The 16,265-nt window shown below is 71.5% G+C and carries 14 protein-coding genes; 8 read left to right on the forward strand and 6 right to left on the reverse strand.

The annotated features are described in order from the left end of the window. The first annotated feature begins 48 nt into the window (after positions 1–48). Positions 49–1,359 carry an alpha/beta hydrolase fold domain-containing protein gene (locus AC1DWC_RS10265; RefSeq protein ID WP_477907702.1) on the forward strand — a complete coding sequence of 437 codons (1,311 nt, stop codon included), beginning with the start codon at positions 49–51 and terminating at the stop codon, positions 1,357–1,359. Here AC1DWC_RS10265 and AC1DWC_RS10270 read toward each other — a convergent pair. Further along, the gene (locus AC1DWC_RS10270; protein ID WP_477907704.1) at positions 1,308–1,892 is read right to left on the reverse strand and encodes a DUF3000 domain-containing protein; all 585 of its coding nucleotides are present in this window, start codon (positions 1,890–1,892) and stop codon (positions 1,308–1,310) included. The two genes, AC1DWC_RS10265 and AC1DWC_RS10270, sit on opposite strands and share 52 nt — an antisense overlap. Before the next feature lie 126 nt (positions 1,893–2,018). Here AC1DWC_RS10270 and hemE point away from each other — a divergent pair, with 126 nt between their 5' ends. The 4 genes from hemE to AC1DWC_RS10290 all read left to right on the forward strand — a co-directional run bounded on the left by hemE (position 2,019) and on the right by AC1DWC_RS10290 (position 6,337). Continuing rightward, entirely contained in the window at positions 2,019–3,116 is a 1,098-nt protein-coding gene (gene hemE, locus AC1DWC_RS10275) for a uroporphyrinogen decarboxylase (protein WP_477907706.1), read from the forward strand. After that, positions 3,113–4,459 (forward strand): protoporphyrinogen oxidase, encoded by a 1,347-nt coding sequence (locus AC1DWC_RS10280; RefSeq protein WP_477907708.1) that lies wholly within the window; start codon positions 3,113–3,115, stop codon positions 4,457–4,459. The genes hemE and AC1DWC_RS10280 overlap by 4 nt, the downstream gene beginning before the upstream one ends. A gap of 4 nt (positions 4,460–4,463) precedes the next feature. Beyond that, positions 4,464–5,159, forward strand: a complete 696-nt coding sequence (gene hemQ, locus AC1DWC_RS10285; RefSeq protein WP_477907710.1) for a hydrogen peroxide-dependent heme synthase — start codon at positions 4,464–4,466, stop codon at positions 5,157–5,159. Between the two features lie 179 nt (positions 5,160–5,338). Beyond that, the gene (locus tag AC1DWC_RS10290; protein ID WP_477907712.1) at positions 5,339–6,337 is read left to right on the forward strand and encodes a universal stress protein; all 999 of its coding nucleotides are present in this window, start codon (positions 5,339–5,341) and stop codon (positions 6,335–6,337) included. Here the strand turns inward: AC1DWC_RS10290 and AC1DWC_RS10295 are convergent. Genes AC1DWC_RS10295 through AC1DWC_RS10305 form a run of 3 tightly spaced genes read right to left on the reverse strand, consistent with a single transcriptional unit; the run spans position 6,226 to position 9,573 of the window. Further along, on the reverse strand, positions 6,226–7,854 hold the full coding sequence (locus AC1DWC_RS10295; RefSeq protein WP_477907714.1) for a GAF domain-containing sensor histidine kinase: 1,629 nt from the start codon (positions 7,852–7,854) through the stop codon (positions 6,226–6,228). The genes AC1DWC_RS10290 and AC1DWC_RS10295 overlap by 112 nt on opposite strands. 51 nt (positions 7,855–7,905) lie before the next feature. Next, positions 7,906–8,547, reverse strand: a complete 642-nt coding sequence (locus AC1DWC_RS10300; RefSeq protein ID WP_477907716.1) for a response regulator — start codon at positions 8,545–8,547, stop codon at positions 7,906–7,908. Positions 8,548–8,595: 48 nt separating this feature from the next. After that, positions 8,596–9,573, reverse strand: a complete 978-nt coding sequence (locus tag AC1DWC_RS10305) for an Acg family FMN-binding oxidoreductase (protein ID WP_477907718.1) — start codon at positions 9,571–9,573, stop codon at positions 8,596–8,598. A 223-nt stretch (positions 9,574–9,796) separates the two neighbouring features. Here AC1DWC_RS10305 and AC1DWC_RS10310 point away from each other — a divergent pair, with 223 nt between their 5' ends. From AC1DWC_RS10310 to AC1DWC_RS10320, 3 genes are all read left to right on the forward strand, one after another. Continuing rightward, positions 9,797–10,702 carry a universal stress protein gene (locus AC1DWC_RS10310; RefSeq protein WP_477907720.1) on the forward strand — a complete coding sequence of 302 codons (906 nt, stop codon included), beginning with the start codon at positions 9,797–9,799 and terminating at the stop codon, positions 10,700–10,702. A 114-nt stretch (positions 10,703–10,816) separates the two neighbouring features. Next, complete coding sequence (locus AC1DWC_RS10315; protein WP_477907894.1) at positions 10,817–13,093, forward strand: molybdopterin-dependent oxidoreductase; 2,277 nt, start codon at positions 10,817–10,819, stop codon at positions 13,091–13,093. Positions 13,094–13,145: 52 nt separating this feature from the next. Continuing rightward, positions 13,146–14,492 (forward strand): serine hydrolase domain-containing protein, encoded by a 1,347-nt coding sequence (locus tag AC1DWC_RS10320; RefSeq protein WP_477907722.1) that lies wholly within the window; start codon positions 13,146–13,148, stop codon positions 14,490–14,492. A 12-nt stretch (positions 14,493–14,504) separates the two neighbouring features. On the opposite strand, the gene msrB is transcribed toward AC1DWC_RS10320, so the two are convergent. Both msrB and AC1DWC_RS10330 read right to left on the reverse strand, forming a co-directional pair. Next, positions 14,505–14,945 carry a peptide-methionine (R)-S-oxide reductase MsrB gene (gene msrB / locus AC1DWC_RS10325; RefSeq protein ID WP_477907724.1) on the reverse strand — a complete coding sequence of 147 codons (441 nt, stop codon included), beginning with the start codon at positions 14,943–14,945 and terminating at the stop codon, positions 14,505–14,507. A gap of 38 nt (positions 14,946–14,983) precedes the next feature. Then, positions 14,984–16,237 (reverse strand): glycosyltransferase family 87 protein, encoded by a 1,254-nt coding sequence (locus AC1DWC_RS10330; protein WP_477907726.1) that lies wholly within the window; start codon positions 16,235–16,237, stop codon positions 14,984–14,986. Between the last annotated feature and the right edge of the window lie 28 nt (positions 16,238–16,265).

A 16,265-nucleotide genomic window follows, 5' to 3' on the forward strand; every position in this document is an offset into this window, starting at 1 on the left:
CGGGACTTCGGTTTTTCGGGTCCACGAGTCGACAGTGAAAGGCGCCACATGACGAAACGTTTCCTGGCCCGTCAGGCTGTGAACCTCGCCCTGACCGCGAACTCGCTGAGGCCGGTGCCAGGCATGCCGGCATCGGTGGGCGCCTTCTTCGCCGGCTGGCTCACCTCGGAACTGGCCCCCCAGCAGCTCGGCGCGACGGTGCTGGACGCGGCGGTCCAGGTGGCCCGCGGCCGGGTCTCGACCCGAACCGAGCGGCTGGGCCTGGCGCTGGCCGCCGCGTCCGCCGCCGGCCTGACCGCGAACGTCGTCGCGTCCCGGCGGGCGGGCGCGGAGATGGCGGCCGCCCTCGCCGAGGTGGGGGTGACGGACCCGGACGCAGGGCTGCCGCTGGACTGGCGGGCCACCGCCCGGCCGTTCCGGATGGTCCGGCCCGAGGTCCGCCGGGTGCGCAACCTCGAGTACGCCCCCGGCGGGGTCCGGTTCCGGGTGGACGTCTACCACCGCCGCGACACCCCGCCCGATGCGCCGATCCTGCTGCAGGTCCACGGCGGCGGCTGGGTGGTCGGCAGCAAGGACCACCAGGGCCTGCCCCTGATGGCGGAGATGGCCTCGCGTGGCTGGGTCTGCGCGGCGGTGAACTACCCGCTCTCACCGAAGGCCAAGTGGCCGGCGCACCTGGTGGCGCTCAAGCAGGCCATCGCCTGGTTGCGCGCCGAGGCGCCCAGTTTCGGCGGCAACCCCGACTTCCTCGCCGTCACCGGCGGTTCCGCGGGCGGGCACCTGGCGACCATGCTCGCGCTCACCGGGAACGACCCGCAGTACCAGCAGGGCTTCGAGGGCGTCGACACCTCGGTGCAGGCCTGCGTGCCGTTCTACGGCGCCTACGACTTCGCCGCGGAGACGGGGATCAAGGCCGTCACGGCGCGCGTGCAGTCACCGCTGAGCGCGATGATCCTCGGCCGCAACGCGCAGTTCCCGCGGGACTACCTGGCCGCGTCGCCGCTGGCCAGGCTGCACGCCGACGCGCCGCCGTTCCTGGTGGTGCACGGCACCAACGACTCGCTGATCCCGGTGGCCGAGGCCCGCGAATTCGTCCGGCGGCTGCGGGACGTCTCGTCGAACCCGGTCGGGTACGCGGAGCTGCGGGGCGCGCAGCACGCCTTCGAGATCTTCCACTCGATCCGCACCGAGCGGGTGATCAGCGGTGCCGCGGCGTTCCTCGACGCGGCCCGGCTCGGGACCCTGCGACCGGCAGGCGAGGCGCCCGACGTGGCGGACGCGCCGGTGCCGAGGGAAGCCGAAGCGGATCAGCGCCCGCCGAGCGGGCTGACCCCGGCCGGCGGCAGTCCCGCCGCGTAGGCCAGCACCTCGCAGAACGCCTCGACGTGCCCCGCCAGCTCGGTGGTGGTGGCCGTCCAGGAGGCGCGCAGTTCGAGTTGGTGTGCGCGCGGGGGGCCGGCGATGTCGCCGTACCGGACCGAGCTGGTGGCGGTGACGGTGCCGCCCAGCGCGGTCAGGGGCTCGTGCCGCGCCTCCAGTGCGTCGACCAGCCAGCTCCACGCGACCTCGGGGAGCAGTGGGTCCGCGGCCAGGTCTTCGTCGAGGTCGGCCTGGATGTACGCGACCAGTCGCATGGTGCCGTGCCAGGCCTCGTCGCCAGCGGGGTCGTGCAGCAGGATCAGCCGACCGAAGGCGTCGCCCTCGGAGTCCTGGGTGACGACGTCGGCGTCCGGGTGGAGGACCTCCGCGCCGATCGCGTAGCTGAAGGGCGCCAGCCGCTGCGGGGGCCGGATCGGGCCGATCTCGATCTGCGGGTGTACCGCGGCCCTGAGCATCGACTCGACGGCGGTACGGAACTGCGCTGGCTCGGCGGCGGATCCGGACGTGGTCACATCGCGGACGGTAGACGGGCTCCGATGGTCGGTGGTGGAGGCGCGCCGAGCACCCGCCCGGCTCCGCCCGGTCATCTGGCAGCATGGCCGGTGGACGTACACGGCGGGCGACGAGCGTTGGGACACATGAGCGACTTGGAAGACACGAATTCGGCGATGACGAGCGGGACGAAGTACCCGTTCCGGCGAACGATCGCGGACGCACCGCTGATCGCTGCCGCGACCGGCAGGCGCCCCTCGCACCGGCCGGTGTGGTTCATGCGGCAGGCGGGACGGTCGCTGCCGGAGTACCGGGAGGTCCGGGCCGGGATCGGGATGCTGGAGTCCTGCTTCAACCCGGAACTGGTCTGCGAGATCACCATGCAGCCGGTCCGCCGGCACAAGGTGGACGCGGCAATCCTGTTCTCCGACATCGTGGTTCCGCTCAAGGCGGCGGGGATCGACCTCGACATCGTGGCCGGTGTCGGCCCGGTGGTGGCCGACCCGGTGCGCACCATCGCCGACGTCGCCGCGCTGCCGCGGCTGCGGCCCGAGCAGGTCGGGGCCGTCAGCGAGGCCGTCTCGCTGCTCACCCGTGAGCTCGGCGACACCCCGTTGATCGGTTTCGCCGGGGCGCCGTTCACCCTCGCCTCCTACCTGGTCGAGGGCGGGCCGAGCCGCAACCACGAGCGCACCAAGGCGCTCATGCACTCGGACCCCAAGACCTGGCACGCGCTGCTCGGCACGATCGCGGACACCACCATCGCGTTCCTGCAGGCGCAGTTGCACGCCGGTGTCGACGCGATCCAGCTGTTCGACTCCTGGGCCGGGACGCTCTCGCTGGCCGAGTACCGCACCTTCGTGTTGCCGCACTCCGAGCGGGTCCTCGCCGAGGTCGCCGACGCCGGCGTGCCCCGCATCCACTTCGGGGTGGGCACCGGCGAGCTGCTCGGGGTGATGGGCGAGGTCGGCGCCGACGTGGTCGGCGTGGACTGGCGGATCCCGCTGGACGAGGCCGCCCGCCGGGTGGGCCCCGGCAAGGCGCTGCAGGGCAACCTGGACCCGGCCGTGCTCTTCGCGGGCGCGGACGCGGTCGAGCGGGAGGTCCGCCGGATCGCCGCCGAGGCCGACCGGGCGCTCGCGGCCGGCGCCACCGGCCACATCTTCAACCTCGGCCACGGCGTGCTGCCGGACACCGACCCGGGCGTGCTGACCGCGGTGGTGGAGTTGGTGCACTCGCTGTGACCGCGGTCGCCGTCGTCGGCGGGGGCATCTCCGGGCTGGTCGCCGCCTACCGGCTGCGCGGCCTGCTCGGCCCCGACGCCGAGATCACCCTCGTCGAGGAGTCGGCCAGGGTCGGCGGCAAACTCCGCACCGTCACCCTCGCGGGCGGCCCGGTGGACGTCGGCGCCGAGGCGTTCATCGCCCGGCGCCCCGAGGTGCCGGCACTGCTCGCGGAGCTGGACCTGTCCGACCAGGTGGTCGAGCCGTCGGGCGCCCGGCCGCTGATCTGGTCCGGTGGCGCGCTGCACCCGTTGCCCACCGGCACCCTGATGGGCGTCCCGGCGTCCGCGCAGGCGCTGACGGGGCTGGTCGACGCGCAGACCCTGGCCCGGATCGACGCCGAACCGCGGTCGCCGCTGCACTGGCGTCCCGGCTCGGACACCGACGTCGCGACGCTGGTCGGCGAGCGGTTCGGCGAGCAGGTGGTCCGCCGGTCGGTGGACCCGCTGCTCGGCGGCGTCTACTCCGGGCTCTCGGACTCCATCGGGGTCCGGGCGGCGTTGCCGACGCTGGCTGCCGCCCTGGACCGCGGGGCACCGAGCCTGACGGCGGCGGTTGCCGAGGCGATGCCCGAACCGAAGCCGGGACCGGTGTTCGGGGGCCTGCGCGACGGCTACGGCGTGCTGCTCGACGCGCTGCTCGAGCGAGCCCGTCCGACGGTGGTCACCGCCGGTGCGTCCGGGCKGCGGCGCGACGGCGACGGCTGGTGGCTGGACCCGGTGGGTCGGGTCGACGGCGTGGTGCTGGCGGTGCCGGCGCCGCGACTGGCCGCACTGCTCCGCGACGTCGCGCCCGCCGCGAGCGCCGCCGCCGCGGACGTCCCGCTGGCCTCGTCGGTGGTGGTCGCGCTGGCGCTGCCGGCCGGGGTGGACCTGCCGCAGAACTCGGGCATCCTGGTCGCGACGGGGGAGTCGTTGCGCGCCAAGGCCTTCACGCTGTCGAGCCGCAAGTGGCCGCACCTGGCCGAGCGCGGCGGCGGGCTGGTCCGGGCCTCGTTCGGCCGGTTCGGCGACGCCGCGGTGGTCGACGCCACCGATGACGAACTCGTCGCGCTGGCCCGGACGGACCTCGCGGAGGTCACCGGGCTGCGGGCCGAGCCGGTCGGGGCGGCGGTGCAGCGATGGCACGGCGGCCTGCCCCAGTACGGGCCGCGGCACCTGGACCGGGTCGCGACGATCGAGGACGGCGTGGCCGAGTTGCCGGGACTCGGGGTGGCCGGAGCGCTGCTGCACGGCGTCGGCGTGCCCGCCTGTGTGGCGTCGGCGACGGCGGCCGCACGGGCCGCGGCGCGGGTGGCAGGATAGGGCCATGGCACGCCTCGATTACGACAAGCTCAATTCCACGCTCCGGTACGCGATGTTCTCGGTGTTCCAGGTGCAGCCCGGTGTCCTCGAGGAGGACCGCACCAAGGCCATCGAGGACGCGACGGCGTTCTTCGCCTCCTTCGAGGAGGCGGACGTCGTGGTCCGCGGCATCTACGACGTCGCCGGGATGCGCGCCGACGCGGACTTCATGATCTGGACGCACGCGGAGAAGCTGGAAGACCTGCAGAAGCTCTACGCCGACTTCCGGCGCACCACGATCCTCGGCCGGGCCAGCGCCCCGGTCTGGTCGAACGTCGCGCTGCACCGTCCCGCGGAGTTCAACAAGAGCCACCTGCCGGCGTTCGTCGCGGGCGAGGAGCCGGGCAACTACATCTGCGTGTACCCGTTCGTGCGGTCCTACGAGTGGTACCTGCTGCCCGACGAAGAGCGTCGCAAGATGCTCGCCGACCACGGCAAGGCCGGTCGCGGCTACCCGGACGTCCGGGCCAACACGGTGCCCGCGTTCGCGCTCGGTGACTACGAGTGGATCCTCGCGTTCGAGGGCCCCGAGCTCGACCGGATCGTCGACCTCATGCGTGACCTGCGGGCCACTGAGGCCCGGATGCACGTCCGCGAGGAGACCCCCTTCTTCACCGGCCCCCGCGTCTCCGTCGACAAGCTGATCGCCTCCCTGCCCTGACCTGGCCCCAACTCCCCGGCGTGGACGCAATGTCCGCGTCGGGGATCGGCGTGGCATCTGGGTCGTCGGCTTGCCCTGCCCGTAGTCGTTGTTCCTCCGCAGTGGTGACCTTCTGCACTTTCGCCCGGATCGCGGCTCCGTAGACCATTGGTGCACAGGTCGGTGGTCGGGAGAACGCAATGGGCACAGGTGCGTCGGTAGTGGTCGGGGTGGACGGGTCCGTGGAGTCCCTCGCCGCCGTGTCCTGGGCTGCGCGGGACGCTGCCCTGCGCGGTGCCGGGCTGCTGATCGTCACGGCGATGTACGACGGTCTGCCGGGCGGTACGCCGAGCCGGTTCCTCGGGAACCAGGAGATCGAGCGTAGGAGCGGTCTCGACCAGGCTGCCGAGCGCGCCAGGGATGCGGCAGGCGGCCGGCCGCTTTCGATCGAAACCAGGATCGTGACGGGGCCGCCGGGAGCGGTGCTGCTCGAGATGTCGGTCACCGAGCGGATGGTGGTGGTTGGTGCGCGGGGCCGCGGCGAGTTCGACGGATCACTGCTCGGGTCGGTGAGTGCCGCACTGGTCGCCTACGCGCAATGCCCGGTGACGGTGATCGGCAGCGAACCCCGCGAGGCAATGGAGGACGAACCCGCGCCGGTGGTGGTGGGGGTCGACGGGTCGGTGTACACCTCCCCGGTGGTCGGCGCCGCATTCGAAGAGGCAGCTATGCGCGGGGCCGAGTTGGTTGCGGTGCACGCGGCGTGCGACCTCGACCTCTCGAATCTCGTCGATGCGGCAGGCCGGGACGCGGAGGTGTGGTGGCGATCGCGGATCGCGGACGAGGAGACGGTACTCGCGGAACGCCTGGCCGAGGCGACGGCGAGTTGTCCGGACGTCCCCGTGTTCAAGGTCGTCGTCCGGGATCGGCCGGCGTGGAATCTTGGGCAGTGTGCGGAGACGGCGCAGTTGCTGGTCGTCGGCGACCGCGGTCGGGGCGGGTTTGCGGGTATGCTGCTCGGATCGACCAGTCAGACGTTGCTGGGATCGGTCCGGTGCCCGCTGATGATCGTTCGCGGCCGAGCGGTTCACGGCAGTGGGGCAGACCACCGGACGGTGGTTCCCCCGGCCGGCGCGGGTTCCGCGGTCATCGTTCCGCCGACTTCGGCTGCCCGTGCGGCCAGGTTGTCGAGCCCGTGACGCTCGGCGTCCGCCGGGATGCCGGCGCCGGTGTCGGTGACCTCTATCGTCAGGTCGTCGAACACCGAGACGTTCACGGTGACGGCGTCGGCGCGGGCGTGCCGGACGGCATTGCTCAGGGCCTCGCGGAGAACGGCCACGGCGTGATCGGCGAGGCCCGGGTCGACGACCGACAACGGCCCCGACATGTGGACCGTGGTGCGCAGACCGGAGTCGGCGGTGGTCTCGGCGATGACCTCGTGCAGGCGGCTCCGCAGCCGGGTCGTTCCCTCGGTGCCGCCGTGCAGGTCGAAGATCGCGGTGCGGATGTCCTGCACGATCTCCTGCAGGTCGTCGACGGTGTCGGTCAGGCGCCGTTGCACCTCGGGTGATCGGGCGCGTTGCAGGGTGCTCTGCACGGAGAGGCCGACGGCGAAGAGTCGTTGGATGACGTGGTCGTGCAGGTCACGGGCGATCCGGTCGCGGTCCGCGAGCACGTCGAGTTCCCGCATTCGCTGCTGGGTGTTGGCCAACTGGAGGGCGACGGCTGCCTGGTCGGCGAACGCGGACATGAACGAAAGTTGCTCCGCGCCGAACTGCGGGGCCCCGCCGCGGCGAAGGGTCACCAGCACCCCCGCGACGGACTGCGCGGCGCGCAGCGGCAGCACCAGGGCGGGACCGAATCGGGTGCGCACCTCAGCACCCGGGTCGAAGGCGAGCATGTCCACCTGCAGCGGCCGACGGCTGCGGAAGGCCTCGCCCGAGGTGGAGCCGGTCAGCGGAATGACGTGGCCCACGAGGGTGTCCGTCGCCCCGGTCGAGACGGTGACTACCAGCTGGGCCACGTCCTCGGGCCTGGCGTCCGGATCGTCCGGGACGGCGAGGAAGGCGCTGTCGGAATCGGTCAGCTCGAGCGCCTTGTCGGCTATCAGCTGCAGGACCTCGGTCGGGTCGCCACCGGCGAGGAGTCCGGTGGCGATGTCGCTGGTCGCCTCGAGCCAGGCCTGTCTGGTTTGCGACTGCTGGTAGAGGCGGGCGTTGTCGACCGCGATGCCGGCGGCCGCGGCCAGGGCCGTCAGAACCGCCTCGTCGTGTGCGGTGAACGGTTGGCCGCCCGACTTCTCCGTGAGGTAGAGGTTGCCGAACACCTCGTCCCGGATCTGGACCGGCACCCCGAGGAACGTCTTCATCGGCGGGTGGTGGGCGGGAAACCCGACCGATGCCGGATGAGCGGCAATGTCGTCCAGGCGAATCGGTTTCGGCTCGGCGATGAGCAGGCCCAGGACGCCGCGTCCGCGCGGCAGGTCCCCGATGAGCGTCCGGGTCTCGTCGTCGATGCCCTCGTATACGAATTCGGTGAGCTCATCGCCTGGCCCGCGCACACCCAGGGCGCCGTAGCGGGCGTCGACCAGGAGTACCGCGGCATGGACGACGGAACGCAGCGTTTCGTCGAGATCGAGGCCCGCTGCCACGGCCAGCACGGCTCCGAGCAGCGGTGCGGGTTCCGGATCGTCTGGCCTGCTCCCGGCGGGCGTCACGCGGTTCAGTCTTTCACGGGTGGCACCCGGCCGGGCACGGTCCGGAGAGGCTCACCGAGGTCGCGGTGTCATCTTCGTGGCGAGGACGGCGGCCTGCGTCCTTCGTTCGACACCCAGCTTCGTCAGCAGCCGCGAGACGTAGTTCTTCACAGTCTTCTCCGCCAGGAACATCCGTCCGGCGATCTGTCTGTTGGTCAACCCCTCGCCGAGGAGGGAGAGCAGGGTCCGCTCCTGGTCGGTGAGTTCGGCGAACGGTCCGTCGGCGTCCCGCGTCTGGTGGCGCAGCTTCGACATCAGGGCCTCGGCCGCCCGGCTGTCGAGCAGTGACTTCCCCGCGCCGACGTCGTGGACGGCCCGCGCGAGTTCCATGCCCTTGATGTCCTTGACGACATAGCCGCGCGCCCCGGCCAGGATTGCGTCGAGCATGGCCTGCTCGTCGGTGTACGACGTGAGGATCAGACAGTAGAGGCCGGGCAGCCGGGAGAGGAGTTCGCGGCACAGTTCGATCCCGTTGCCGTCGGGAAGTCGAACGTCGAGAACCGCGACGTCGGGGCGCAGGGCCGGGATCCGAGCAAGCGCATGCGAGCAGGAGTCGGCTTCGCCGATCACCTGCAGTTCCGGGTCGCTCTCGAGGAGGTCGGCCAGCCCGCGCCGGACCACCTCGTGGTCGTCTACGAGAAAGACCGTGATCATGCGGCGTCCTCCACTTCCGGTCGGGCCCGTTCACAACGCTACGTCCGGTCAGTGCAGGGACAGCACCTCCGTGGCCGGCCTGCGCGGCGTCTCGTGCGGAGGGCGCGGCCCCGTCGCCGTTCCGATTCGAACGAGAACCTGGGGGAACCCGGCATCGGGCGCCAGGCCCGCGATCAGGTCGCGGCTTCGCTGGTCCTCGGTGAGGTGAGTGAGCGGGCAGGTCGCGACCCGCCGGGAGGTTGCTTCGAGGACCACCGCGGACAGGGCCTGCCCGCATCGCACCCAGTCCGGCGCAGTGTCGGTGGCGGTACCGAGCATCAGCACGACGGCTTCGTCCGCCACCGCGGCCGAGGCCTCGCTCCGGTGGGTGGCCGGAAAGGCGCGTCCGACGGCGACGCTGTTGCTCTCGCCGGCGGTCGCCAACGCATCGGACGGAATCCCGTCCGCCGGCCGTGAGTGTCCTGCCCACCAGTGCAGTTCGGCCTGATAAGCGGAGTCGTACCGCCGTGCGGCGGAACTCGACTGCGCTGCCACGGTCAGGGTCGCCCGGGCCTCCGGCGGGAGCACGGTCACGGTGACGCCGTGAGCCACGGCCGCTCCGTGCAGGGCGGCGAGGATCTCGTCCTCGTCCTGTGGCAGCGGAGCGAACGGCCTGCGGTCGGTACGGCGGTGCCGGATCGCGGCCAGCAGGTCGAAGTCGCGGGACTGTGGGTGCGCGTCGTGGTGGAGGTGCACGGACGCGACGAATCGTGGCAGCGCTGATTCGGGGAACAGGCGGATCGACGTCCGCCAGCGAAGCGACGCGAGCGCCACCTGCAGGTGGTGCAGCGCTGCACCGCAGCTGACGTCGAGTTGGCGGCCGGTCGGGTCCGTCGACGGCAGCAGTCGAGAACGGTCGCCGAAGAGGTCGAGCCGACCGCTCGAGTACCGCCAGTACCAGGGCTGACTGTTGTGGACCGATGGCGCGCGGCAGGCAAGGTCGACGGCAATCCGGATGACGTTGGCGTCGGGAATCATGGTGTCCATCGAGGCCTCCTCATGTCACCGTCGAGTTTCGTCCGGACGGACACCGCGCGACAGGGCCGATGGTCCCTACCCGGGTGAGAACCGGCGGTCACCAGGGCAGGCGAGACGCGCGACCATGAGAGGTGACGTTGTTCCCTTCCCTCGGCCCGTCGCTCGGGCAACTCTGGAGTCGGGTCGACGCAGTCCGGCCCGTTCGCATGCAGGACTGACGCGAGGAGGACCGATGAACACAGACTCTCCCGTGGTCGTGGGGGTGGACGGCTCGGGGCCGGCATTCGATGCGGTCCGCTGGGCCGCGGCCGMGGCCGCGGTCCGCGGGGTCCCGTTGCTGCTGGCCGCGGTCTACGCGCTTCCGCTCGATCCGCTCGGGATGGTGGTCGCCCCGCCGAACTATGTCGAGGACCAGGCACTGGCAGGACGGCACCTCCTCGACGAGGCCACCGAGCTGGCGACGGACGCGGCCAAGGAATTCGGCCGCGTGACGATCCGGACTGCGCTGTCCGGCGGTCGACCGGTTCCGGTGCTACTCGAGCTCTCCCGCACGGCCGGGCTGGTCGTGCTCGGCTCCCGCGGGCTCGGCGAGATCGCCGGCGGACTCGTGGGCTCGGTCAGCTCCGCCGTGGCCACTCACGCCCACTGCCCGGTCGTGGTGATTCGGGGGCTGCCGGGACCGGATGCGCCCGCGCTGGACGGCCCGGTCGTGGTCGGAACGGACGGTTCCGAGCACAGCGAACCGGCGATCGCGGAGGCCGTGCAGTTCGCCTCGCGGCGCGGCGCCGACCTGACCGCGGTCCACGCGTGGACAGACCTCAACCTGGCGACGGTGTTCGACATCGGCGCGGACGACACGATTCTCGAATGGCCCGCTGTCGCGGCCGCAGAGGAGGCGGTCCTGGCCGAGCGCCTCGCGGGCTGGAAGGAGCAGTACCCCGAGGTGTCGATGCGGCGGGTAGTGGTTCGGGATCGTCCGGTGCGTGAGCTGGCCCGACTCGCCGAGGGCGCCCAGTTGCTGGTCGTCGGCAGCCGCGGACGCGGCGGATTCAAGGGCATGCTCCTCGGGTCCACCAGCAGGGCGCTGCTGCACCTGGTCGACTGCCCGCTGATGATCGTGCGCGGCGGTGGCGACTGACGTCCGGGCGCCCGGACGGTGGTGTGTGCCGCCGAGCGGTACCGACGCCGGGTCGGTGGTGCCACCGGTGGCACACTGGGCGGCGTGAGTTCGGGAACCACGCGACACCAGCACATGGCGCACTGGGGAATGTTCGAGGCCGAGTCGGACGGCTCCGACATCACCGCGGTGCACCCGTTCCCCGGCGACCGCGACCCGTCCCCGATCCTCGGCAACGCCGTCGGCTCGGTGCGCCACGGCGCCCGTGTCACCGCCCCGGCGGTGCGCCGCGGCTGGCTCGAACACGGCCCCGGACCCACCGATGCGCGCGGCCGCGACGAGTTCGTCGGGGTGAGCTGGCCGGAGCTGACGGAGCTGCTGGCGGCCGAGTTGCGCCGGGTGATCGACACCCACGGCAACGAGGCGATCTACGGCGGCTCCTACGGCTGGGCCAGCGCCGGACGCTTCCACCACGCCCAGAGCCAGGTGCACCGGTTCCTCAACTGCCTGGGCGGGTACACCCGCTCGCTGCACTCCTACTCGCTCGGCGCCACCGGCGTGATCATGCCGCGGGTCGTCGGGACCCACTGGAAGCTCTTCGCACGCTCGACGAACTGGGACGTGATCGCCCGCAACACCGACCTGATGGTGTGCTTCGGCGGGGTCCCGCTGAAGAACACCGGCGTCAACCACAGCGGCACCTCGGACCATCCGACCCGTGGTGCGCTGGACCGGTTCCGCGACCGCGGCGGCGCTGTGGTGTCGATCTCTCCGCTGCGCGACGACCTGCACGGTGAGTGCACCTGGCTGGCGCCGCGCCCCGGCTCCGACGTCGCGCTGATGCTCGGCCTGGCCCACGTGCTGGCCTCGGAGGGGTTGCACGACAAGGATTTCCTGGCCACCCACTGCGTCGGCTACGAGCGGTTCGAGGACTACCTGCTCGGCCGCGCCGACGGCGTCCCGAAGACCCCGCAGTGGGCGTCGGACCGGTGCGGGATCGCCGCGGCGGACCTGGTCGGGTTGGCCCGGCGGATGGCCGCCGGTCGGACCATGGTGACGGTGACGTGGTCGCTGCAGCGGGTACGTCACGGCGAGCAGGCGCCGTGGATGGGCGTCACCCTGGCCGCGATGCTCGGCCAGATAGGTCTCCCCGGAGGAGGTTTCGGCCACGGCTACGGTTCGATGAACGAACCCGGACTGGCGCCGGTGCCGTACCCGCTGCCGACGCTGCCGCAGGGCAACAACCCGGTCAAGACGTACATCCCGGTCGCGGCGGTCTCGGACATGCTGCTGCACCCGGGGGAGGAGTTCGACTACGACGGCCATCGGCTGACGTACCCGGACATCCGGTTGGTGTACTGGGCCGGCGGCAATCCGTTCCACCACCACCAGGACCTGAACCGGCTGCGGCGGGCGCTGGGCCGGCCGGACACCGTGGTGGTGCACGACCCGTACTGGACGCCGATGGCGCGCCACGCCGACATCGTGGTGCCGTCGACCACGTCGCTCGAGCGCAACGACATCACCTGCACCCGCAACGACCCACTGCTGGTCGCGATGCACGCGGCGGTGCCCGCCCACGCGCACTCCCGCGACGACTACGCCACCTTCGCGGCGCTGGCCGAGAAGCTCGGTGTGGCAGCGGAGTTCACCGAGGGACGCACCGCGCAGCAGTGGCTCGAGCACCTGTACGGGCAGTGGCGCGAGTACGTGCGACGGGACGGGGGACCGGCGCCGGACTTCCGCACCTTCTGGCGCGAGGGCCACGTGCGGATGCGCACCGAGGACAACCTGATCCTGTTCGAGGACTTCCGCGCCGACCCCGTGCGCCACCCGCTGACCACCCCGAGCGGACGGATCGAGATCTTCTCCGCCGACGTCGACGGCTTCGGGTACGACGACTGCGCCGGCCACCCCACCTGGTACGAACCCGAGGAGTGGCTCGGCGGTGAACGCGCGCAACGCTTTCCGTTGCACCTGATCGCGAACCAGCCGCGGGCCCGGCTGCACGGCCAGCTCGACCACGGACCCGTCAGTCAGGCCTCGAAGGTGCGCGGCCGTGAGCCGATCCGGCTGCACCCCGCCGACGCCGCGGCGCGCGGGATCGCCGACGGCGACGTGGTGCGGGTGTTCAACGACCGCGGCGCCTGCCTGGCCGGCGCGGTGCTCGACGACGGGGTCCGGGCCGAGGTCGTGCAACTGTCCACCGGTGCCTGGTTCGACCCCCTGGACCCCGCCGACCCGGACTCGATGTGCGTGCACGGGAACCCGAACGTGCTCACCCCGGACGTCGGCAGTTCCAAGCTCGCGCACGGGTGCACCGGCCAGCACGTCCTGGTTCAGGTCGAGCGGTTCGACGGCGAGCTGCCACCCCTGCGTGCCTTCGACCCGCCGAGAGTGTATCCCCGGTAGGTCTTTCGCTTTCGCGCCCGACCAGCGCTTATGCGGCGTATCTTGACTGAGCATGGACCGTTCGGCGGACACCACGGCAGCAATGCTCGGCTCGGCAGGCACCTTCTCGGCGCACCGGCGCCGCCATCGGTACCTGCGAGCGGCCGCTCTCGCGGCGGCGGTGACGCTGGCGGTCGGGGCCTGCTCGTCCGACTCCGACGACGGGTCCGCCAGTTCCTCGACGGCCGGTTCCGGCACGAGCGCCGCGGCGTCGGCCACCGGGCTGTTGCCGATTGGAAACGCGGACCTGCAGTCCATCGTCGAGTCCACGGCCAAGGAGCTGATGCTCCCCGGGGTGGTGGTGCTGCTGCGCACCCCGACCGGAAACCAGACGGTCACCTACGGCACCACCGAACGCGGCGGCGGCGCGCCCGTCACCCTCGACGACCACATCCGGGTCGGGTCGAACACGAAGACCTGGACCGGAACGGCGATCCTGCAGCAGGTGCAGGAGGGCAAGATCGCGCTCGCCGACCCGGTCTCGAAGTACCGGCCGGACGTCCCGGGAGGCGACGGCATCACGATCGAGCAGCTGCTGAACATGCGCAGCGGGCTGTTCAACTACAGCGAGACGCTGGAGCTGAACGAGGCCCTCGACCAGGACCCGCAGAAGGTCTGGACCCCGGACGAGCTGCTGGCGTTGGCGTTCGCGCATCCGCCGTACTTCCCGCCGGGCCAGGGCTACCACTACTCGAACACCAACTTCGTGCTGCTCGGACTGATCGCCGAGCAGCTCGACGGCAAGCCCCTCCAGGAGGTCTTCCAGGACCGGCTGTTCGGCCCGCTCGGCCTGGAGAACACGGTCTTCCCCGACTCGAACGCGCTCCCCACGCCGAACTCGCGGGGGTACATGTACGGGACCAACGTGCAGACCATGACCGATCCCGCCCTCCCCGCGCAGATGCAGGCGGAGGCGCAGGCGGGCACCCTCGCGCCCAACGACGTCACCGACGACAACCCGTCCTGGGCCTGGTCGGCCGGCGCGGGCATCGCCACCGCGAACGACCTGGCGACCTGGGTGGAGGCCCTGGCCGACGGCAAGGCGCTCGACGCCGAGATGCAGGCCGTGCGGATGGCCGCCTTCCAGCCGGCCGACCCGACCAAGCCGGGCGGCCCGGAGTACGGACTGGCCATGGCGAAGATGGGTCCGCTCTACGGGCACACGGGGGAGCTGCCCGGCTACAACTCGTTCATGGGCAGCGACCCCGACAGTGGGGTGACGCTGGTGGTCTGGGCAAACCTCGCCCCCGCCGCGAACGGCCAGGACCCGGCCAGCGGCATCGCGAAGACGATCGTCGACGCGATGTTCCCGCCGGCCGCCGAGCCCGCGTCGACACCCGCGCCCGTGCCGACCAGCTGATCGTGGGCGGTATCAGTCCTGCGGCGTCAGGCGCAGCGAGATGCTGTTGATGCAGTAGCGCTGGTCGGTGGGCGTCGGGTAACCCTCGCCCTCGAAGACGTGGCCGAGGTGGCTGTGGCAGTTCGCACACAGCACCTCGACGCGGCGCATGCCGAGCGAGATGTCCTCACGCAGGACCACCGCGTCCGAGTCGGCCGGGTCGAAGAACGACGGCCAGCCGCAGTGCGACGGAAACTTCTCGGCGGAGGTGAACAGCAGGGCGTCACAGGCCCGGCAGTGGTACTCGCCGACGGTGGTGGTGTCGGTGTACTCGCCGACGTTCGGGCGTTCGGTGCCGGCCTGACGCAGTACCGCGAACTCCTCCGGGGTGAGGCGCTCGCGCCACTGTTCCTCGGTGACCTGGAGGGCGTCGGTGAGCGGGGCGCGGGGGGCGGGGTCGGCTGCGGAACTCATGTCCCCACGCTAACCCGTGCCCCCGGACGCGGCGACCCTCAGCCGACGGCGACCTTCTCGGGCTCCGGCGTCAGGTAGGCGGGGTCGATGCCGTCGGCAAGGCGGCCCTCCCGCTTCGCGGTCAGGTACCGGGCGACGAGGACGCCGCAGATCACCAGCAGCAGCAGGCTCCAGCCGAGGGTGGTCTTCATGTAGTCGGCGGCGCGTCCGGCGGCGGGGAAGCGAAGCGACAGCCAGCTGTCGTAGGACATGAACCCGTACACCGCCAGCCAGGCCGGCCAGTTCCGCATCACCGAGTTCCGCAGCACCACGCTCATCAGCAGCGGGAACAGCATCATCGAGTAGTACATCTGGCCCAGCGAGCCGAGCAGGAACGAGCCCGCCATCAGCACCCCGGTCGCGGTGGTGAAGAAGAACAGCCGGTCCTCGCGGTAGTAGCGGTAGAGCAGCCACAGCGAGACCGCCACGACCACCGCGAACAGTGCCCGCAGCAGCAGGATCAGGGCGGGCGGCAGGCCGTAGTAGGCGCCGTTGCCGACGATCGCGCTGTTGAAGTAGTCGCGCGACTCCGCCAGGTACGGCAGCGTGTGGTGGATGAACTCCATCGGGTCCGCGGCCAGCGGCCAGGCGACGGCGGTGAGGATCAGCGGAATTCCGACGGCGGTGACGAACACCCGCCACTGCCGCGACACCAGCGGCAGCAACAGCAGCGGCGCCAGGATCGGTTTCACCGCGAGCGTCAGCCCGATGGCCACGCCGGCCCAGGCGTCCTTGCGTCGGAGCAGCAGGTAGAGGAACGCGACCTCGCCGAGCAGGACGAGCCCGTTGACGTTGGTGAACACCAGCGTGTTGGTGACGGTCTCGCTGGCGAACATGCCCAGCAGCAGGATCGGCGCGGCGACCGAGGCGACGGTCAGGTCGAACATCTTGAGCAGCAGCCAGCCGGCGACGATCACGGCGGCCGCGTTGGCGCCGATGAACAGCCAGCGCGAGAGTTCCGGCTCGATGTACGCGATCGGGGAGAGCAGCAGCGTGCCGCTCGGCGCGTAAAGGTAGTGCGGGTCCACCGTGTCGAAGTTCGCGATGTAGACCGGTTCGCCGTTGAGGAAGGCGAGCGCGGCCCGGTAGACGGGCGCGAAGTCGTCGGTTCGGAACCCGCTCACGGCCTTGACCAGCACCCGGTGCAGCACGGTCATGATGGCGAGCGGCCACAACGCGAACTTCACGACCTCGGCGGTCGTGCGTCCGGTGCGGGGTTCAAGGCGTTGAAGGAACACCGTGGCACGGTACACCGGCGAGGTGTCCGCCCGGGCGGGACAC

It is taken from the genome of Rhodococcus sp. P4_C10 (genome assembly GCF_056402135.1).